Origin of the sequence: Variovorax sp. PBS-H4 (genome assembly GCF_901827205.1) — a bacterium.
Lineage (GTDB): Bacteria > Pseudomonadota > Gammaproteobacteria > Burkholderiales > Burkholderiaceae_C > Variovorax.
Window position 1 is genome coordinate 5,943,495 of sequence record NZ_LR594675.1, and the last position, 18,942, is coordinate 5,962,436.

General features: G+C 67.8%; 21 protein-coding genes. 14 read left to right on the forward strand and 7 right to left on the reverse strand.

Translation table 11 applies throughout. The annotated features are described in order from the left end of the window. Positions 1-4 precede the first annotated feature (4 nt). The gene (locus tag E5CHR_RS28285) at positions 5-415 is read left to right on the forward strand and encodes a PaaI family thioesterase (protein ID WP_162583097.1); all 411 of its coding nucleotides are present in this window, start codon (positions 5-7) and stop codon (positions 413-415) included. A gap of 104 nt (positions 416-519) precedes the next feature. After that, positions 520-840 (forward strand): quaternary ammonium compound efflux SMR transporter SugE, encoded by a 321-nt coding sequence (sugE, locus tag E5CHR_RS28290; protein ID WP_162583098.1) that lies wholly within the window; start codon positions 520-522, stop codon positions 838-840. A gap of 37 nt (positions 841-877) precedes the next feature. Here the strand turns inward: sugE and E5CHR_RS28295 are convergent, their stop codons facing one another. Beyond that, positions 878-1,645, reverse strand: coding sequence for a ProQ/FINO family protein (locus E5CHR_RS28295; protein ID WP_162583099.1), 768 nt, complete (start codon positions 1,643-1,645; stop codon positions 878-880). Between the two features lie 226 nt (positions 1,646-1,871). On the opposite strand from E5CHR_RS28295, the gene E5CHR_RS28300 reads away from it, so the two are divergent. Both E5CHR_RS28300 and E5CHR_RS28305 read left to right on the forward strand, forming a co-directional pair. Beyond that, a complete protein-coding gene (locus E5CHR_RS28300; RefSeq protein WP_162583100.1) occupies positions 1,872-2,207 on the forward strand; it encodes a proteophosphoglycan ppg4 in 336 nt (111 codons plus the stop codon). A 5-nt stretch (positions 2,208-2,212) separates the two neighbouring features. Then, the gene (locus E5CHR_RS28305; protein WP_443083103.1) at positions 2,213-2,866 is read left to right on the forward strand and encodes a L,D-transpeptidase; all 654 of its coding nucleotides are present in this window, start codon (positions 2,213-2,215) and stop codon (positions 2,864-2,866) included. A gap of 6 nt (positions 2,867-2,872) precedes the next feature. Here E5CHR_RS28305 and E5CHR_RS28310 read toward each other — a convergent pair whose 3' ends face one another. Continuing rightward, entirely contained in the window at positions 2,873-3,805 is a 933-nt protein-coding gene (locus E5CHR_RS28310; RefSeq protein ID WP_162583101.1) for a LysR substrate-binding domain-containing protein, read from the reverse strand. 82 nt (positions 3,806-3,887) lie between these two features. Between E5CHR_RS28310 and E5CHR_RS28315 the strand changes: the two genes are divergently transcribed. Then, a complete protein-coding gene (locus tag E5CHR_RS28315; protein WP_162583102.1) occupies positions 3,888-4,199 on the forward strand; it encodes a DUF2917 domain-containing protein in 312 nt (103 codons plus the stop codon). 22 nt (positions 4,200-4,221) lie between these two features. Here E5CHR_RS28315 and E5CHR_RS28320 read toward each other — a convergent pair whose 3' ends face one another. Continuing rightward, positions 4,222-5,181, reverse strand: a complete 960-nt coding sequence (locus E5CHR_RS28320; RefSeq protein WP_162583103.1) for a LysR family transcriptional regulator — start codon at positions 5,179-5,181, stop codon at positions 4,222-4,224. 127 nt (positions 5,182-5,308) lie between these two features. Between E5CHR_RS28320 and E5CHR_RS28325 the strand changes: the two genes are divergently transcribed. From E5CHR_RS28325 to E5CHR_RS28340, 4 genes are all read left to right on the forward strand, one after another. After that, a complete protein-coding gene (locus E5CHR_RS28325; protein WP_162583104.1) occupies positions 5,309-6,316 on the forward strand; it encodes an isopenicillin N synthase family dioxygenase in 1,008 nt (335 codons plus the stop codon). 51 nt (positions 6,317-6,367) lie between these two features. Beyond that, entirely contained in the window at positions 6,368-7,363 is a 996-nt protein-coding gene (locus E5CHR_RS28330; protein WP_162583105.1) for a Bug family tripartite tricarboxylate transporter substrate binding protein, read from the forward strand. Between the two features lie 159 nt (positions 7,364-7,522). Further along, positions 7,523-8,779 carry a 6-phosphofructokinase gene (locus E5CHR_RS28335; RefSeq protein WP_162583106.1) on the forward strand — a complete coding sequence of 419 codons (1,257 nt, stop codon included), beginning with the start codon at positions 7,523-7,525 and terminating at the stop codon, positions 8,777-8,779. Next, entirely contained in the window at positions 8,779-9,012 is a 234-nt protein-coding gene (locus E5CHR_RS28340) for a cysteine-rich CWC family protein (RefSeq protein WP_162583107.1), read from the forward strand. The genes E5CHR_RS28335 and E5CHR_RS28340 overlap by 1 nt, the downstream gene beginning before the upstream one ends. Here E5CHR_RS28340 and E5CHR_RS28345 read toward each other — a convergent pair. Next, complete coding sequence (locus tag E5CHR_RS28345; RefSeq protein ID WP_162583108.1) at positions 8,975-10,303, reverse strand: zinc-binding metallopeptidase family protein; 1,329 nt, start codon at positions 10,301-10,303, stop codon at positions 8,975-8,977. The genes E5CHR_RS28340 and E5CHR_RS28345 overlap by 38 nt on opposite strands. Before the next feature lie 124 nt (positions 10,304-10,427). On the opposite strand from E5CHR_RS28345, the gene E5CHR_RS28350 reads away from it, so the two are divergent. The 5 genes from E5CHR_RS28350 to E5CHR_RS28370 all read left to right on the forward strand — a co-directional run bounded on the left by E5CHR_RS28350 (position 10,428) and on the right by E5CHR_RS28370 (position 14,765). Then, positions 10,428-11,882 carry an MFS transporter gene (locus E5CHR_RS28350; RefSeq protein ID WP_162583109.1) on the forward strand — a complete coding sequence of 485 codons (1,455 nt, stop codon included), beginning with the start codon at positions 10,428-10,430 and terminating at the stop codon, positions 11,880-11,882. A 26-nt stretch (positions 11,883-11,908) separates the two neighbouring features. Next, positions 11,909-12,673: a class II glutamine amidotransferase gene (locus tag E5CHR_RS28355; protein ID WP_162583110.1), complete on the forward strand. Its 765-nt coding sequence runs from the start codon at positions 11,909-11,911 to the stop codon at positions 12,671-12,673. A 214-nt stretch (positions 12,674-12,887) separates the two neighbouring features. After that, positions 12,888-13,334, forward strand: a complete 447-nt coding sequence (locus E5CHR_RS28360) for a hypothetical protein (protein WP_162583111.1) — start codon at positions 12,888-12,890, stop codon at positions 13,332-13,334. Positions 13,335-13,344: 10 nt separating this feature from the next. Next, positions 13,345-13,824, forward strand: coding sequence for a phage holin family protein (locus tag E5CHR_RS28365; protein WP_197893880.1), 480 nt, complete (start codon positions 13,345-13,347; stop codon positions 13,822-13,824). After that, positions 13,821-14,765 (forward strand): DUF3618 domain-containing protein, encoded by a 945-nt coding sequence (locus tag E5CHR_RS28370; protein ID WP_162583112.1) that lies wholly within the window; start codon positions 13,821-13,823, stop codon positions 14,763-14,765. The genes E5CHR_RS28365 and E5CHR_RS28370 overlap by 4 nt, the downstream gene beginning before the upstream one ends. A gap of 4 nt (positions 14,766-14,769) precedes the next feature. Here the strand turns inward: E5CHR_RS28370 and gshB are convergent, their stop codons facing one another. The 3 genes from gshB to E5CHR_RS28385 are packed head-to-tail and all read right to left on the reverse strand — an operon-like array spanning position 14,770 to position 18,887. Further along, complete coding sequence (gene gshB / locus E5CHR_RS28375; RefSeq protein ID WP_174255760.1) at positions 14,770-15,714, reverse strand: glutathione synthase; 945 nt, start codon at positions 15,712-15,714, stop codon at positions 14,770-14,772. After that, positions 15,714-16,991 carry a benzoate/H(+) symporter BenE family transporter gene (locus E5CHR_RS28380; protein WP_162583113.1) on the reverse strand — a complete coding sequence of 426 codons (1,278 nt, stop codon included), beginning with the start codon at positions 16,989-16,991 and terminating at the stop codon, positions 15,714-15,716. Before E5CHR_RS28380 ends, gshB begins: the two co-directional genes overlap by 1 nt. Positions 16,992-17,018: 27 nt before the next feature. Then, the gene (locus E5CHR_RS28385; protein ID WP_162583114.1) at positions 17,019-18,887 is read right to left on the reverse strand and encodes a potassium transporter Kup; all 1,869 of its coding nucleotides are present in this window, start codon (positions 18,885-18,887) and stop codon (positions 17,019-17,021) included. Positions 18,888-18,942: the final 55 nt, after the last annotated feature.

An 18,942-nucleotide genomic window follows, 5' to 3' on the forward strand; every position in this document is an offset into this window, starting at 1 on the left:
CGACATGCCGGCCACCAAGGAAGAAATCGCAGCATTCATTGCACGCGAGTTTCCCCAGACGAAGTGCACCGTCCTCGAAGCCGGCAATGCCGGCGCGACGGTTGCGCACGAGGTGGGCCCCGCTGAGTTGCGGCCTGGAGGCACGGTCTCCGGCCCGGTGCTCATGGCCACCGCCGACGTGGCGCTCTACGTGGCGATCCTGGGTGAGATCGGCATCGTTCCGTTGACGGTGACCACCAGCCTGAACATCAACTTTCTTCGCAAGCCGGAGGCGAGCGCGCGCGTCGTCGGCGTCTGCAAGCTCATCAAGCTGGGGCGCTCGCTGGCGGTGGGCGAGGTCAGCCTCTATTCGGAAGGGAGAAGCGATGTGGTGGCGCACGCCGTGGGCACCTATTCGATTCCTTCGAAGCCGTGATGAGCCCAGGCGCTCGGTAGCCGCGCTCGCAAGCCCCCGCACGCGGCGGGACTCTTTGGCCGCGGAGACAATCGCGCGCTTGTTCATCACTCGGGGCAACGCTCATGGCCTGGATACTTCTGATCATTGCAGGCCTCCTGGAGGTCGGGTGGGCCATCGGCTTGAAGTACACCGAAGGCTTCACGCGGCTTTGGCCCAGCTTTTTCACTCTCGCTTCCATGGTCCTGAGCGTGGTGCTGCTGGGTATTGCCATGAAGTCCCTTCCCGTCGGCACCTCCTATGCTGTCTGGGTAGGCATCGGTGCGATCGGAACGGCCATCCTGGGCATCGTGCTGTTCGCAGAACCCGCAACTGCCGGGCGCATCGCCAGTCTCGCGCTTATTCTCGCGGGCATCGTCGGGCTGAAGCTGGCAACGCCGAGCTGAAGCGCCACGTCGCCCGGAGGCATTCGACGGCAGCGAGTCAGGCGGCGCCCGGTGGCTCGGGCCGCACGCGCGCAGCGCCCAGCGTTCGCTTGACCTCCGCCGGATCCATCCCGTACATCTCCGCGAACTCGGCGACGCTGCGACCGCTGGCTTCGAAGGCGCGGCGCAGTGCCTCGCGCTTCGCATTGCGCGCGCCCAACTCTGCAAAGGCCTCGTCGAGAACTGCGTTGGCCGTCTCGTCGTTGCTGCGCACGGCGAGCATGTAGTCCTCGCGCGAGAGTCCTGATGTCTCGATGGCCGCCATCAAGCGCGTGCGCAACTGCGGGCGCAGGTCTTCGCTGCTGCGCTCCTGGCGCCTGCGGAACACTTCGAGGATCGCGTGGTGCACATGCTCCGGCGCGACGGGCTCCACGGGCATGCCGTTCAGGTCATGGCGTGCCTTGCCCGCGGCCACGGCCTCTAGGTAGCGCGTGGAGCGCGCGTGCAGGCCGAGCGCGACCTTGAGGTCTTCGCGCTTGAATTCGTCGGCGTGCGCCGCGAGCAGGTCCTCGAACACGCCGAGCTTCAGCGGAAGGAAGCGGGCGCCGAACAGGCCGGGGTAGAGCTCGAACAGCCGCTCGAGCACCGGGTGGGTCTTGCGGGGACGCACGGGCTGCTTGCCCTGCGCCGGCTGCTGCGTATTCGACTCCTGCTGTGCGGGGCCGGCACGCCGGCGCCTGCGGCCGGCGCGTGCTTGAGGTTCCTTCATCGGCTGCGCGGGCTGCGGCAACGAAGCGGTTTCGGTGTCTGCTGTGTTCGAAGTCATGGATGTGGGGCCCTCCCAGGCCAGTTGCGGCACGAAGCGGCGCGGACCCGAACTGTAATGCCGCCGCGCCATGCCTAGCGGGCGATACAGCCTGCGGCGTGCTCCCTCCTCGTCCTACAGCCATGCGCGGGCCCTGCCGACCCGGGCGGGCATTCATGTGTTTACGTTTGCAAACACTGGGGCCCCAGTGACCGATCAGAACCATCCACCTTCAAGGAGATTGCTCATGACTTCCCTCACGTTCCGTGACGCGCTGAAAACGTCGGTTGCCGCCCTGGCCATTGCAGGTGCAGGCTTTGCCGTCGCCCAGGGCAACCCGCCCACCACCAGTTCGCCCAATCCCGCAACCGGTGCCGGCCAGCAGGCGCAGGGCACGCAGGGCACACAGGGCACCACACCCATGGGCACCACCGGCACCCCTGCCGCACAGGGCTCCGGCACGATGAACTCCGGTTCCACGGCCAGCGGCAGCACCTCGGCCAGCGGGAGGATGTCTTCGGCCGACACGACGATGCCAAGGTCTTCCGGCAACACGCGCATGGCGCGCGCTGACCGGAACTGAGCGCCATGGGAAGGTCGCCGACCGCGCGCGCCGCGGCACCCGGCTTCCTCGCGCTGGCCCTGGTCGCCGCTGCGCTGGCGCTGCCAGTGCCGGCGCGGGCCCAGGGCGAGCTTGCAAGCCTGGTCCAGTGGGTGCGCACCACCGGCGACAACCAGGGCACGCCCTTCGCCGTGGTCGACAAGAAAGGCGCGCGCGTCCACGTTTTCGATGCGCATGGAAAGGAGCGGGCGTCAGCGCCGATCCTTCTCGGCCTGGCGCGCGGCGACGACACTGTGCCCGGCATCGGCGATCGTCCCATGGCCCAGATCCGGCCGGAAGAACGCACGACACCGGCCGGCCGCTTTGCCACCGAGCCGGGCCGCAACCTGCAGGGCGAAGACATCGTGTGGGTCGACTACGACGCCGCAGTCTCGATGCACCGCGTGCGTGCCACCAACCCGGCCGAGCGCCGTCTGCAGCGGCTCGCGACGCCCAGTGTCGAGGACAACCGGATTTCTTATGGCTGCATCAACGTGCCGGCATCCTTCTACGATGCGCACGTGAAGCCAACGCTCGGCAGACACCCAGGCGTGGTCTACGTGCTGCCGGAAACCCGGCCGCTCGCAGCGGTGTTCGGTATAGGCACGCCGGTCGGCGCAACGCCGGTGGCGCAGCGCTGATGCGCGTCAGGCGCGCTGCGCGGCTTCGGCCTCGGCGCGCAGCCACCCGATGAAATCCTGTGCGTCGGCGTTCTGTGCCGCACGACGGGCGCTCTCGATGAAATAAGCCCGGCGCGAGGCCACGTCGGTGCCGAAAGGCGCCACAAGGCTGCCGTTTTCCACCAGGCCGCGCAGCAACGGCAAACGGCCGATCACCACGCCCTGGCCCGCCACGGCCGCAGCGACGGCGTCGGTGTAGAGGGTGAAGCGCAGGGAATTCTTCATGCGCAGGCCGGTGAGCCCCATGACCTCGAGCCAAGGCTCCCAGTCGACCGTGGGTGCGTCGTTGTGCTTGGGCATGTCGATGGTCAGCAGCGTCTGTTCGACGAGGTCGTCCGGCGAACGCAGCAGATCGGCGACCTTCGGGGCGCACAGCGGGATGACCGACTCCTCGAAAAGGGCAGGGCCGGTGCCGCGCTCGAGCGGCACGAAGCGCACGGCCACGTCGATGCGGCTGCGCTCCAGGTCCAGCACCTCCAGCGTGGCAGAAAGCCGCACATCGACGCGCGGGTGGTCGGCAGTGAAGCGCGCGAGCCGCGGGATCAGCCAGAAGGACGCAAAGCCCGGCGTGCAGGTGATGGCGACCTGGCGCAGCACCGGCGCTGCCCGCAATCGCGCCGTGGCGTCGCGCAGGCGCTCCAGGCTTTCGACGACGGCACGCTGCAGCACGCCGCCCGCCTCGGTGAGTGCCAGCGCACGATGGCGGCGCTCGAACAACAGCACGCCAACGCTCGCCTCGAGCTGCTGGATTTGCCGGCTGACGGCGGATTGGGTCAGGGAGAGCTCGGCAGCTGCGTGCGTGAAGCTCAAGGTGCGCGCCGCGGCCTCGAAGCTGCGCAGCAGCTCCAGGGGCGGTAGCCCGGTGCCTTCGACAGGTGGCCTGGCATTCTCTGGACGCATGCAACGAGTTCCATATGACCGTGTGACGACGGACCTTCGGCCCACTATATTCATTCCAGAGCCGAATGCAAAGGAGTCCGCCATGAACACCACCCCCGCCTGCTTCCAGCTCAGCCTGGCCAAGCGCACCATCTTCACGCTGCCCGATGCAGCCGGTGTGGAAATCGAATGCCGCAGCGGCAGCGTGTGGGTCACGGTGGACCATGATCTGCGCGACATCGTGCTGGCACCGGGCGAGCGATTCGAAGGCGACCAGCACCGGCGCCTGCTGGTGTCGGCGCTGGAGCCCTCGTGCATCACGGTGTCGGGCCCGCAGCCGGCGGTGCCGACGCCGCAGGAGCAACCTGCGCGGTCACTCTGGCGGCTGCGGTCGCACGGAATGTCCCCGGCTTGACGTGGGCGCTCGCCCGGATGGGCTAGCAGGGCGCTGAAAGCAGACCGAGGATCAGGTCGCGCACCCAGCGCTGCGCACTCGAGGCCCGCTCGGAGCCGCGCGACAGGAGCACGATCCGCACCGGGTCGATCCCGAACGGCGGCGGCTGCAGCACGATGGATTTGGCCGCACTCCCTTCAGGATCGGAGAACACGCCGCGCGCGAGCGTGGCGACCAGACCCGAGCCTTCCAGCATGGCCGGCACGCGCAGGAAACTCGGGACGATGCAGCGGATGTCCCGTCGGTGCCCCGCTGCCTTGAGCACCGCATCCACCGCGCTGTATTCGCCCTGCCCCACCGCAACGCGCAGGTGGGGCGCCGCCAGGTAGGCGGGCAGGTCCATGCCGGCGCCGTGGGCACGCCGCGAGAATGCGACCACATACGGGTCGGCGAGCAGTTCGTCGCATTGCACGGCGGCATCGGCCAGCACCGGATTGCCGACGATCGCCATGTCCATTGCATCGCCGAGCAGCATGCCTTCCGCGGCATAGCGGTCGATGGCGCGCACGGTCAGGCGCACGCCGGGGGCACGCCGCTCCAGGGCCATCCACAGGCGCGGCGAGAAGACGCGCTCGGCGTAATCGGTCATTCCGATGCGCAGCTCGAAGCCGTCGTGCAGCGGGTCGAAGAGCCGGCGCTCCTCGTGCAGCGAGTCGATCAGTGCCACGGCGGACTGGATCGTGGGATGGAGCTGCTGCGCGACCTGGGTCGGCCACATCTCCCCGCCGCGCAAGACGAAGAGCTCGTCGCGCAGCAGCTCGCGCAGGCGCGACAGCGAATGGCTCAGCGCCGACTGGCTGCGCCCCAGGCGCTGCGCGGCCAGCGTGACCTGGCGTTCCTCGTAGATGGAGAGGAAGGCGAGCAGGTGCTGGATCTCCACGCCGAAGGGCCGGCCGCGCAGTGAGCGCTGGTGTGAAGCCGGCGCGCCATTAGTCGGTTTCATACTGGGTTTCGTCCATATTCATGCCGGGGACCTGCACGATGCTCCACGCGCGGCTGGCGCAACTAGGATCGATTGCACGCAGGCGGACATGCGCCGCCATTCTCGATCCAACGCAGGAGACCTTCGCATGAGCGTCGTCATGGAAAGCAATACGCACGCGATCCCGGTGATCGACATCGCGCCCTTCTCCCGCGGCTCGCCGCAAGGTCGCCGCGAAGTATCGGCGGCGGTGCAGCAGGCCTGCGAGGGCCTTGGCTTCCTCGTCGTGACCGGCCACGGCGTGCCGGACACCGTGGTCGACGCCCTGTATCGGGAGGCGATGGCCTTCTTCGACTTGCCGCTGGAGGAGAAGAACCGGATTCGCAAGCCTGCCGGCACGGCCTACAAGGGCTATGGCGCGATGGGTGTGAAGACGATCGGCAAGCACATCGATCCGACGCTCAAGCCTTCGCTGCACGAAAGCTTCGCCATCGGGCCACTGGACGTGAGCGACGACCCGTACTACACGCGCCCGGAGGCCGGGAACAACTTCATGCCCAACCTCTGGCCCGCAAGGCCTGCGGCATTGCGCCCCGCAATGACGGCCTACTACCGCGAGATGGAGCGGCTGTCTGCCGACATCCTGCGCATCTTCGCGGACGTGCTGGACCTCGACCCCGCCTACTTCGCGTCACGCATCGACCGCCACACCAGCATCCTGCGCACCATCCACTACCCCGCGCTCGAAAGGCCGCCGGAAAAGGGCGAGGAGCGCTCGGGCGCGCATTCAGACACGACGGCGATCACGGTGCTGAAGATCGACGACGCACCCGGTGGACTCCAGGTCATGCTGCCCGACGGAGGCTGGCTCGACGTGCCGAAGATCCCGGGTGCCTTCGTGATCAACATCGGCGACATCATGATGCGCTGGACGAACGACCGCTTCGTCTCCACGATGCACCGCGTGGTCAACCCGCCCGAGGGCGCCGGCGCGCGTGCGCGCCGGCTTTCGATCCCTTACTTCTGCATGCCCAACTACGACGCACTCATCGAGTGCATCCCCAGCTGCATTGGCGAGGGCGCCCGCTACGCCCCGATCGCCTCCGGCAAGCTGCTGGCCGACCGCTACGCGGCGACTTACGCGACCGACAAATAGCCGCACGCCCCCTGCCCCCCGATGTTCCGCTGCCTCTCTGGAGCTACCGCCATGACACGCTCGATCTCCCCCGCCCTGCCGACCCGCCGCGCCTCGTGCCGGACCTTGCTCGCTGCGGTGATGCTGGCCGTCGGCACGGCTGCCTGGGGCCAGGGCGCGACCGGGACGCCGATCCGCATCGTCGTGCCCTATCCCGCCGGTGGCGGCGCGGACATCGTCACCCGGCGCATCGCCGAGCGGGCGAAGGACATCCTGGGTCAGCCCATCGTGGTCGAGAACAAAGTCGGGGCGGCCACTGCCATCGGCGCGCTCGCCGTGCAGAACGCCCCGCCGGACGGCCACACGCTGCTGCTCGCGACCTCCACCACGCTGGCAGTCAATCCCAACCTGCAGCGCAGCCTGACCTACGCACCCGACAGGCTGGTGCCCGTCGCCGCGCTGCAGGCCGTGCCTTTCATGCTCAGCGTCAACCCGCAGACGCCGATCTCCTCGCTGCGCGATTTGCCAGCCTATGCGCAGGCGCATCCCGGCATGGTGAACTACGGCACGCTCGGCGTGGGCAGCTCCAATCACATGCTGGGCGGCCTGCTCGAGAGGCGCGCGCCGGGCCTGGTCCCCATCCACTACCAGAGCTCCGGCCAGGCGATGCTGGCACTCGCCCGCGGCGACATCCACCTCTACTTCGACGGCATCTCGACCTCCGTGGCGCGCGTCAACGCGGGCGAGTTGCGCGGCCTCGCGGTGACCAGCCGCAAGCGCGTCCCCGCAGTACCTGGCATTCCGACGGTGGGAGAAGCCGGGTTTCCTGAGCTCGGGCTGTCCATCTGGTATGGGCTGGTGGCCCCGGCCGGCACGCCAGACGCGGTGATCCGCCGCCTCAACGGCGCCTTCAACCAGGTGCTCGCGCAGCCCGAGGTCATCGCCTTCATGAACGCGGACGGCACCGAGCCGCTGGCCATGACGCCGCAAGCCTTCGGCACGCTCATCCGCGAAGACCGCGCGGTATGGAAACGCACGATCGACGCGCTGCAGATACGGCTTGAGTGAGGCGCTTGCAATGCGGGCGGGCAAGATCGCCCGATCCAGCCACGGGTTCGACGCCGGGTCGCGCAAGCCGAAGGGCTGCGCGAGAATGCAGCAGCCTTCGCGCTTGCATCCGGCGGCGCCCGGCACCTTTGCAATGGCTGGATTCCAGGAGTTCACACCATGCCCCTCAATGCCTTTTATGCCCAATCCGGTGGCGTCACCTCGGTGATCAACGCCTCCGCTGCCGGGGTGATCGAGACGGCCCGCCGTCACGCCGACCGCATCGGCACCGTTTACGCCGGGCGCAACGGCATCCTCGGCGCGCTGGCGGAGGAGCTGATCGACACCAGCCGCGAATCGGCCGAAGCGATCGCGGCGCTGCGCACGACGCCGGCGGGCGCCTTCGGGTCCTGCCGCTACAAGCTCAAGTCGCTGGAGAAGAACCGGCGCGAATACGAGCGGCTGATCGAGGTCTTCAAGGCGCACGGCATCGGCTACTTCTTCTACAACGGCGGCGGGGATTCGGCCGACACCTGCTTCAAGGTGAGCCAGCTGTCCCAGTCGATGGGTTATGCGCTGCAGGCCATTCACGTGCCCAAGACCATCGACAACGACCTGCCGCTGACAGACTGCTGCCCCGGGTTCGGCTCGGTCGCGAAGTACGTCGCGGTCTCGACGCTCGAGGCCTCGCTGGACGTGCGTTCGATGGCCGCGACCTCGACCAAGGTCTTCGTGCTGGAGGTGATGGGCCGCCACGCCGGCTGGATCGCAGCGGCCGGCGGTCTGGCGGCGGACCACGGCATCCCGGTGGTGATCCTGTTTCCCGAAATTCCTTTCGACCAGCCGGCGTTCCTCGCGCGGGTCGATGCGCTGGTCAAGCACCACGGCTACTGCACGGTGGTGGTGTCGGAAGGGGCGCACCATCCCGACGGCAGCTTTCTCGCCGAGCAGGGCAGCAAGGACGCCTTCGGCCACGCACAGCTCGGGGGCGCAGCGCCGGTGGTGGCGCAAATGGTCAAGGAGGCGCTGGGCTACAAGTTCCACTGGGCGGTGGCCGACTACCTGCAACGCTCTGCGCGCCACATCGCATCCGCCACCGATGTGCGCCAGGCCTACGAGCTGGGCCAGCGCGCGGTCGAGCTCGCACTCGAAGGAAAGAACGCGGTGATGCCCTGCATCGAGCGCACATCCGACGCGCCCTACGCCTACCGCATCGGAAGCGCACCGCTCGACCAGGTGGCCAACGCCGAGAAGTTCATGCCGCGCGACTACATCTCTGCCGATGGCTACGGCATCAGCGAGAAGGGGCGCGCCTACCTGCTGCCGCTGATCCAGGGTGAGGACTATCCGGCGTACCGCGATGGCCTGCCGGTGTACGTGACGATGCAGAACCAATGCGTCGCGAAGAAGCTGCCGGCCTTCGAGATCGGGAAGTGATGGGCGCGAAGCCGGACATCGACGCCTCGCGCTGCCCGCTGTGCGGCGAAGCGAATCGCTGCGCGCTCGAGCTGGAACGCGAGACAGGCCAGCCGCAGGGGACGTGCTGGTGCATGCAGTCCGAGTTCTCACCGGGCGTGCTCGACCGGCTGCCAGCTGAATCGCGCGGCCTGGCCTGCATCTGCGCGCGCTGCGCTACGGCGGCAGCTGCGGCGGCTCCGGCTGCGCGGTAGCAGGCTCCGGCATCGGCTCGGCCTGGGCGTCCGCCTGTTCGGGCGCGGACGCCCCGGTGAGGGGCTCCTGCGGCTGTGTGCCGCGCTGGCGCTGCTCCGAAATCACTTCGTGGATGAACTGCAGCTTCCCCACCGCCGCGCGCGGCAGCACGAACGGGTAGTAGTCCGGCTGGCCCATGCTGCGTGACAGCTCGTTGAGCACGTTGGTCAGACGCACCCAGCCGTTGAGGAACGCGAGGAATTCGCCAGCCTCCGGATGCTCGGGCTGCCACAGGTCCGAGAGCTCGAACAGATCGCTGGTGAGTTCCACGTTCTGCGCATCGACGCCGAAGCTCATCGCCGTGTCGGCGGTGTCGGCCATGTGCAGGTAGTGGGCCCAGGTTTCGGCCCAGTCTTCCCACGGATGCGAACTGGCATAGCTGGTGACGAAGCGAATGGCCCAGTCCGGCGGCGGGCCGTTCTCGTAATGCGCCTGCAGCGCCGCCGCGTAGTCGGCACGCTCGTCTCCGAAGAGTTGGCGAAAGGGCTCGAGCCATCGAGTGGGCTGGACCAGCAGGTCCCAGTAGTAGTGGCCGATCTCGTGCCGGAAATGGCCCACGAGGGTGCGGTAGGGCTCGCGCATCTCGGCGCGGATGCGCTCGCGCACGGCGTCTTCCGCCTCCTCGGCATTCAGGGTGATCACGCCCATCTGGTGACCGGTCATCACATGCGCCTCCCCGGGCACATTGCCGAGGAAGTCGAAGGCCAGGCCGTGCACCGGATCGGCCAGCCGCGTGACGACCGGCAACTCGAGCGCGAGCAGTTGGGAGACCAGCCGGCGCTTGGCGAGCTCCAGCTTGCGCCACAGCTCGCCGTTGCCCTCGATCGAAAGGTCGGGGATGGTGCGCGTGACGCTGCAGGCCAGGCAGAGGCCAGGCACCAGCCCGTCGGTGTTGAAAGACGGACCGTCGCCCTCTCGCGGCGCAGGCACCATCCAGTTGCAGGCGGCCGGCGTCAGCAGGTTGTCGCAGCGGCGGTACGCCCTGCCCTGCGGATCATGGAAGACGGTGTAGGTGTCGGGCTCGGCGCCCTCGCGCGTGTCCGGCGCGAGCGGCACCACGCCCAGGTGCTCGGCGACGTAGCCCAACGGCGTGTGGCAGGCCAGGCACTCGCTGTTGCGCAGGAACACGGGACGGCCACACTGGCACTGGTAGGCGCGGGTGACGGTCGGCGCCTTCAGCTCGGCGGCCAGCGTGGGCGCGCCCTCGGCGCTGGCGCCTGCGGCTGTGTTGTCGTCGGTGACGGATTCCATTGCTCCTCTCTTCACCTTGGCGTGGTTTGCGGAAAGCACAACGGGCCATTGTCGAGGCGGCGGGCTCGGCGGCCGGGTCTGCAATGCCCGTATCCTTGTAGGACAGCCGAACAGCTGCCGCACGATGATCGACACACCACCTTCACCCCTCTCCCTCAGTGCCCGCTACGGAACGCGCTACCGCTGGCTCCTCCTCCTCTCGGTGATGATCGGGGTGATGGCTTCCATCATGTCCTCGACCATCGTCAACGTGGCGATCCCGGACATGAGCCACCACTTCGAGCTGGGCCAGGAGCGCGCGCAATGGGTCAGCTCGGGGTTCATGGTGGCGATGACGGTCTCGATGCTGACCACGCCCTGGCTGCTCTCGCGCTACGGCTATCGCCGCACCTATGTCGGCACCATGCTGCTGCTGCTGGTGGGCGGTGTCAGCGGCGGCTTGGCCAACCACTTCCCGCTGGTGCTGGCCGCGCGCGTGGCCGAGGGGCTGGCGGCGGGGGTGGTGCAGCCGATCCCGGCCATCATCATCCTGCGTGCATTCGAGCCGCACGAACAGGGCCGCGCCAGCGGCATCTTCGGCATGGGCGTGGTGCTGGCGCCGGCCGTCGGGCCGAGCATCGGCGGCGTGCTGGTAGACCTGTTCGGCTGGCGCTCGATCTTCTTCATGGTGGTGCCGTTCTGCATCGCGTCGATCTGGATGGCCTACAAGTTCGTGCCGGTCACCGCGCCCGGTGGCGCAATCGCCTCGCGCAGCAGCAGCCTGGACTGGGGCGGGCTGGCGCTCGGCACGGCCGGCACGCTGTGCCTGCTCAATGGCCTGGTCCAGATGCGCGGCGATGCGCCACTGCAGGCGGCGGCGCTGCTCGCCGGCGCGGGACTGGCCTTCGGTGCCTTCATCGCGTGGCAGCGCCGGCTCGCGGCCAGCGGCGGCATGCCGCTGATGAACCTGGCGCTGTTCCAGCACCGGCAGTTCGCCATGGGCAGCATCGTGGCCTTCATCTACGGCACGGCGCTGTTCGGTTCGACCTACCTGCTGCCCGTCTACATGCAGGTCGGCCTGCATCTTTCGGCCTCGCACGTGGGCACCATCCTGTTGCCGGCCGGGATCGTGCTGGCCGTCACCATCGCGGGGGTCGGGCGCTTGGCCGACCGGCAGCCGACCTGGCTGCTGGTGTGCATCGGCCTCGCGCTGCTGGCCGCTTCCTTCGCTTTGATGCTGGTGCTGCGGCTGGACAGCGCGATCTGGCTGCTGGCGGCGTTCGCGGTCATCGGGCGAGTGGGGCTGGGCTTCATCCTGCCCTCGCTCAACCTGGGGTCGATGCGCCCGCTGGAACGGGCGCTGATCCCGCAGGGGGCCAGCGCGATCAACTTCCTGCGCATGCTGGGCGGTGCCGCCGGCGTGAGCCTGTGCGCGATCGTGCTCGAATGGCGGCTCGCCGCGCATGGCGATTCGCTTGCAAACGCGGCCACCAGCACGGCGCGGCTCGCGGCCTTCGACGAGGTGTTCCTGCTGCTGGCCGGGCTGTGCGCGCTGGCGATCTGCGCCGCCTGGCAGCTCCGGGAAAAGCGCGAGCCCTGAAGCCGTGGTGCGTTCTAATCACCCGCATGTGCCAGCTTCTCGGAATGAACTGCAACACGCCGACGGACGTGACTTTCAGCTTCACGGGGTTCGCGCAGCGCGGCGGGCGTACCGATCACCACGCCGACGGCTGGGGCATCGCTTTCTTCGAAGACCGCGGCCTGCGGCATTTCGTCGACCACCAGCCGGCCTGCGAGTCGCCGGTGGCCGAGCTGATCCGGCGCTACCCCATCAAGAGCCGCAACGTCATCGCCCACATCCGCAAGGCGACGCAAGGCGCGGTGAACCTGCAGAACTGCCACCCCTTCGTGCGCGAGCTGTGGGGACGCTACTGGGTGTTCGCGCACAACGGCGACCTGAAGGATTTCCGTCCGCGGCTGCACGGCAACTTTCATCCGGTGGGCAGCACCGACAGCGAGCACGCCTTCTGCTGGATCATGCAGGAGCTGGCCAAGTCGCACGCCGGCGTGCCCACTGTCGACGAGCTGACGCTCACGCTGCGCGAGCTGGCGCCGCGCTTCGCACGCCACGGCACCTTCAACTTCATGCTTTCCAACGGACAGGCGCTGTGGTCCCATGCCTCGACGAACCTCTGGTACATCGAGCGGCGCCACCCGTTCCTGACGGCCGAGCTCTCGGATGAAGACCTGTCCGTCGACTTCGCCCAGCACACCACGCCGGACGATCGCGTCGCGGTGGTCGTGACCGCGCCCCTGACCCTCAACGAGACCTGGACGCCCTTCGCGTCGGGGGAGCTGGCGGTCTTCGTCGACGGGCAGCGCAGGTCCTGAACGGCCGCAGGCCCGGCGCCCGCGGCATCCGAAGGGCCGCCTGCCGACGCTGCACGCGCGCATCGTTTTCGGGCCGGAGCTCATCAGCAATAGGTATTCATTCCTACACCTTCGTCCTCCTGGCAGCTACACAGGGCCCCGCACGACGGCGAGTTACTCGCTTCGCAACGCAGCCGCCCTTGTGGGCCATGCCGGCCCGGAACCAGGAGTTTTCATGTCCACAGCTTCATATTCAACCAACGAAGACAGAAACTTCGACACTTCGGATGGCACGTCCGGGGATGGGCGCTCGAGCTGGTCCGAGGGCTCGACGACGCAGCAAGCGAAGGCGCGCGCGGGCAAGTTGCTCGAGGACGCCAAGGACAGCGCGCAGTCATTGGCCAACGAAAAAAAGGACGTCGCCGCCGATGAGCTGCACCACGTCGCAGGTGCGCTTCGCAATGCAGCGCAAAGCCGCTCTGGCGACGATCCGCTGCTCGGGCTGACCGGCTCGGCGGCAGACGGACTGGACCGCCTTTCGAACGCGCTGCGCAACAAGGACGTCAGCGTGATGATGCGCGACATGGAGTCGTTCGCGCGTGCGCAGCCCGTGGCCTTCTTCGGACTCGCGCTTGCGACCGGCTTCCTCGCCGTTCGTTTCATGAAAGCCAGTCAATCGTGAAGGAGTCATGATGAACGAGACACTTGCAAGTTCCACCGTCACCGCGCCAGACCGGCCGCAAATGACGCCTTCCGATCGAGACACCCGCTACGGCCGGTCAAGCGATACCGAGTCGGTCAGCGGCCTCTTCAGCGAACTCTGGCGCCACTCGACGGCGCTGGTCCAGGAAGAGGTCGAGCTGGCGAAGGCCGAGTTGTCCGAGAAGACGACGCACGCCGCGGTGAGCGCCGGTGCCATTGCCATCGGCGGCGCGGTGCTGTTCGCGGGATTCATCGTGCTGCTGCAGGCGGCGGTGAATGCACTCGCGCCCCTGCTCCCACCAGACATCGCGGCGTGGCTCGCCCCGGCGATCGTCGGGCTGGTGGTGATCGTCATCGGCTTCATCATGGTGTCGGGCGGCATCAAGGCGCTCGACATGAAGAAGCTCACACCCCATCGCACCATGGATTCGCTGCGGCGCGACACCAACATGGTCAAGGAGCACGTATGAACCACGGCGATCGCACTTCTGAACAGATCCAGGCCGACATCCAGCACACACGCGCCGACCTGGACCGGACATTGACGCTGCTCGAGCGCAGGCTCGAGCCGCGGCGCCTCCTGGACCAGGGCGTCGATTACCTGCGCGACAACGGCGCCCGTGAATACCTCTCCAACCTCGGCCGGGCCGCCAAGGAGCAGCCGCTGCCGTTGGCGCTCGTGGGCGTGGGACTGGCCTGGATGATGATGACCAACGGCCGCTCCGGCAGCAGCGTTACCGACGGGAGGGCCTTGGGTGACGCCATCGGCTCGGCGGCAGAAGAGGCACGTTCTCGCGCCGCCGAAGGCGTGGACGGACTGCGCAGCCGCGCTGGCGAATTGAGCGGAAAGGTCGGAGACGCGGCAAGCCAGTTGGCAAGCCAGACGCGCGATGCGGCCCAGCGGACTTCACAGGGTCTGTCGCAGGCAGCCGATGCAGCTCGCGCGCGTGCTGCGCAGGTCAGCGAGGCAACGCGGCAGGGCGCCCAGAAAGTCCGCTCGGGCTACGACCACCTCGTCAACGAGCAGCCGCTTGCGCTGGGCGCGATAGGACTTGCGCTCGGCGCGGTGCTCGCGGCGGCAGCGCCGCGCACGAGGCAGGAGGACGAATGGATGGGCGGCACCAGCGACAAGCTGGTCGACGACGCGACGCGCGCCGGCAAGGAGAAGCTGGACCAGGTGCAAAGCGCCGTGTCCGAAGCGGCTGGCCGCACGACGGAGCCCGTCGGCGCGTACGACCGCGGCGAATGGGACACCGAGGCAGACCGATCGGCGCAGGACCCCGGCGCGCGGCAGAGGCAAGACTGGATCCAGTCGCAGAAGCAGGCATCCGTCTCGTCCTACGGCGAGGGCACAGGGCCCATCACCCCCAGTCCGGCAACGGCAGGCACGGGCGACACGCAACCGATCTGAAGCCTCAGCGCAGCTCGGCCTCGAGCGTGTCGATGAACATCGCCGGCACGTCGAAGCCGGTCTGCTCCGTGATTTCCTGAAAGCAGGTCGGGCTCGTCACGTTGATCTCGGTCACCGCGTTGCCGATCACGTCGAGGCCGACCAGCAGCAGCCCGCGTTCATTGAGCACCGGCCCAATGGCCTCGGCGATGCGCCGGTCCTGGTCGGTGAGGGGCTGCGCGACGCCCTTGCCGCCGGCGGCGAGATTGCCTCGGACCTCACTGCCCTGTGGAATGCGGGCCAGGCTGTAGGGAACGGGCTGGCCGCCGATCACGAGGATGCGCTTGTCGCCCTGCGTGATCTCGGGCAAGAAGCGCTGCACCATGATGGTCTGCGCGCCGTTCATGTTGAGCGTCTCGACGATCGATCCAAGGTTCAGCCCGTCAGCCCGCACGCGAAAGATGCCCATGCCTCCCATGCCGTCCAGGGGCTTCAGGATGATGTCCTGGTGCTCGGCATGGAACGCCCGCACCGCTGCCGCATCGCGTGTGACCAGCGTGGGCGTGGTGTATTCGGCGAACTCCATGATGGCGAGCTTCTCGGGATGGTCACGCAGGGCGCGTGGCTTGTTGATGACGCGCGCGCCCTCGCGCTCGGCCTGCTCCAGCAGGTGGGTGGCGTAGATGTACTCGGCATCGAAGGGCGGATCCTTGCGCATCAGCACCGCGTCGAAGGCGTGCAGCGGGCGCTCGATCACGGCGTTCTCGCGAAACCAGGGCTGCTGCTCGCCGGTCAGCACGACCTCGCGCACCTTTGCGCTCACGCGGCGGCCGCGCTGCCAGGTGAGGTCCTGCGGCACGCAGGCCGAGACCTTGTGTCCGCGGCGCTGCGCCTCGCGCATCATCGAGAAGGTCGTGTCCTTGTAGATCTTGAAATGCTCGAGCGGATCGGCAACGAAGAGGATGTGCATCAGGATGTCTTTCCGGCGGTCGAAGAAGGACGGGCCGCGCTTCCGGCGGTCGCGGCGGCCCGGTGATCTTGCTTGATCTTGCAGCCAGGTGCGATGTCCCTGCAGGCGGAGGGTTTGCGGCCGAGCTGCTGGATGGCGAGCGCGAGTGCCCCCGCCACCACGCCCCAGAAGGCCGAGCCGATGCCCGCGAGCGTCAGGCCCGAGAGCGTGACCAGGAAGGTGATCAGCGCGGCTTCGCGGTGCGATTCGTCGCGCACGGCGGCGGCCAGGCCGCTGCCGATCGTGCCCAGCAGCGCCAGCCCCGCAATGCCGGCAACCAGTTCCTTTGGAAAGGCGGTCAGCAGCCCGGTGACTGCCGCACCGAAGAGGCCGATCACCACGTAGATGGCACCGCAGCTCACGGCCGCGGTGTAGCGCCGCGCAGGGTCTTCGTGCGCTTCGCGGCCCATGCAGATGGCCGCGGTGATCGCGCTCAGGTTGAGGGCGAAGGCGCCGAAGGGCGCGAGCACCAGCGTGGCGAGGCCGCTGATGGTGATGAGCTTCGAGATCGGCAGCTCATAGCCGGCAGCCCGGATCGCGGCCACGCCCGGCAGGTTCTGCGAGGCCATGGTGACGACGAAAAGCGGCAGCGCCAGGCTCACCACCGCCTGCCAGCTGAAGACCGGCAGGGTGAACACCGGCGCCGCCGCGCTGAAATGGACGGCGCTCCAGGCCAGCTCGCCGCGCCCCGCCACGAAGACCACCGCGGCCAGGAGCGTCAGCGGCACTGCGTAGCGGGGCAGCAGGCGCCGCGCCACCAGGTAGCAGAGGAGCATCAGCAGCACCAGCGGGAGCGCGGTGCGCGCGGCCAGGAAAGCCTCGAGCCCGAAGCGCGCCAGCACGCCGGCCAGCAGCGCCGAGGCCAGGGCCATTGGAATACGGTTCATCACGCGCTCGAACCAGCCGGTGGCGCCGGCCACCGTGATCAGCAGCGCGCAGACGATGAAGGCCCCGACCGCCTCGCCCATCCCGTAGCCAGCCCCGGCCACTGCCAGCACGGCGGCGCCGGGGGTGCTCCAGGCGATCATGACGGGCTTGCGCCACCACAGGGACGTGACCGCCGAGGTCAGTCCCATGCCGAGGCCGAGTGCCCACATCCATGAGCTGATGATCTCGGGCGTGGCCCCGAAGGCCTGCGCCGCCTGGAACACGATGGCCACGGAGCTCGTGAAACCCACCAGCACGGCGACGAAACCCGCGGTGAAGGACGCGAGGCTCAGATCCTTGAAGAAGCGCATGGTGGCGGAAGCAGGACCCGGATCTCGTCAGATCTCGATTTTCGAACCGAGCTCCACCACCGCGTTGTTTGGCAGGCCCAGAAATCCGGCGGCCCCGCTGGCGTTGTGGTGCATCTGCGCGAACAGCTTCTCGCGCCAGGGCGCCATGCCGCTGCCGAGTGTGGGAATGACCACGTCGCGCGAGAGGAAGTAGCTCGTGGTCATCGGTTCGAGCTGGCAGCCGCGCAGGCGCGCATGCTCGAGCGCGCGCGGCAGGTCGACGTCGTTCTTGAAACCGTAGTGCACGACCACCTGCCAGCAGTGGTGGCCGAGCGGCTCCATTTCGATGCGCTTGTCCATGGGGATCCACGGCACCTCATGGTTGCGCACGGTGACGAACAGGTTCTGCTCGTGCATCACCTTGTTGTGCTTCAGGTTGTGCAGCAACGCGTTGGGCACCACGCCCGGCTCGGCGGTCATGAAAACCGCGGTACCGTCCACGCGCGCAGGCGGGCTGACAAACACCGAGTCGAGAAAGCTGCGCAGGTCGATGGCCTCGGCCATCTGCATCTGGCCCATGAGGCGGCGGCCTTCCTTCCAGGTCAGCATCAGCATGAAGATGGAACCGCCGATCAGCAGCGGGAACCAGCCGCCTTCGAACAGCTTCAGCAGATTGGAGGCGAAGAACAGGAAATCGACCAGGAAGAACGCGCCGGTTGCCGCGATGCACAGCGCCAACGGGTAATTCCAGGCGTAGCGAATGACGAAGAAGGTCAGCACCGTGGTGATCAGCATGTCGGTGGTGACGGCGATGCCGTAGGCCGCGGCCAGATTGCTCGACGAACGGAACATGACCACCGCCAGCACGATGGCGGCGAACAGCCCCCAATTGACGAACGGGATGTAGATCTGGCCCGCGGTGCGCACGCTGGTGTGCTCGATGTTGAGGCGCGGCAGGTAGCCCAGCTGGATCACCTGGCGCGTCACGCTGAACGCCCCGGTGATCAGCGCCTGCGAGGCGATCACCGTGGCCGAGGTCGCTATCAGTACCAGCGGGATCAGTGCCCATTCGGGCGCCATCATGAAGAAGGGGTTTTTCACCGCCTCCGGGTTCTCCAGGAGCAAGGCGCCCTGGCCGAAGTAGTTGAGCGTGAGCGCCGGCATGACGACCGAGAACCACGCGATGCGGATCGGCCGCTTGCCGAAATGGCCGAGGTCGGCGTAGAGCGCCTCGGCACCCGTCACGCACAGCACCGTCGCGCCGAGGATGATGAAGCTGGTGCCCGGGTTGTTCCACATGAAGCGCAGGGCGAAATGCGGGCTGATGGCCTTGAGGATCGACGGGTGCGTGATGATCTGCGAGACGCCCAGCAACGCGATGACGGCGAACCACGCCAGCGTGACCGGCCCGAAGAAGCGGCCGATGCCGGAGGTTCCGTGCTTCTGCACTGCGAACAGGCCGAACAGCACGACCAGCGTGATGGGGATCACGTAGTGCTTGAAGTGCGGCGACACCACCTCCAGGCCCTCGACCGCCGACAGCACGGAGATCGCGGGAGTGATGACGCCATCCCCATAGAACAGCGACGTGCCGAAGATGCCGACCACCAGCAGCACCTGGCGCAGCCGCGGCTTGTCGACCACCGCCTGCGACGCCAGCGCCAGCATTGCGACGAGGCCGCCCTCACCTTCGTTGTCGGCCCGCAGCACCAGCACCACGTACTTGAGGGAGACGATCACTGTCAGCGTCCAGAAGAACATCGACAGGATGCCGTAGACGTTCTCGAACGTGAACGGAACGTGGCCGTGGCCGAACACCTCCTTGACCGCATACAGCACGCTGGTGCCGATGTCGCCATAGACGACACCGATGGCCGCGAGGATCAGCGCGGGGGAGGAGGATTTGGTCGGAGACACGGAAATCGGGTGCACAACGAGGGCGTGCGGCGTGGATGCATGCCGTGGCGCGTCG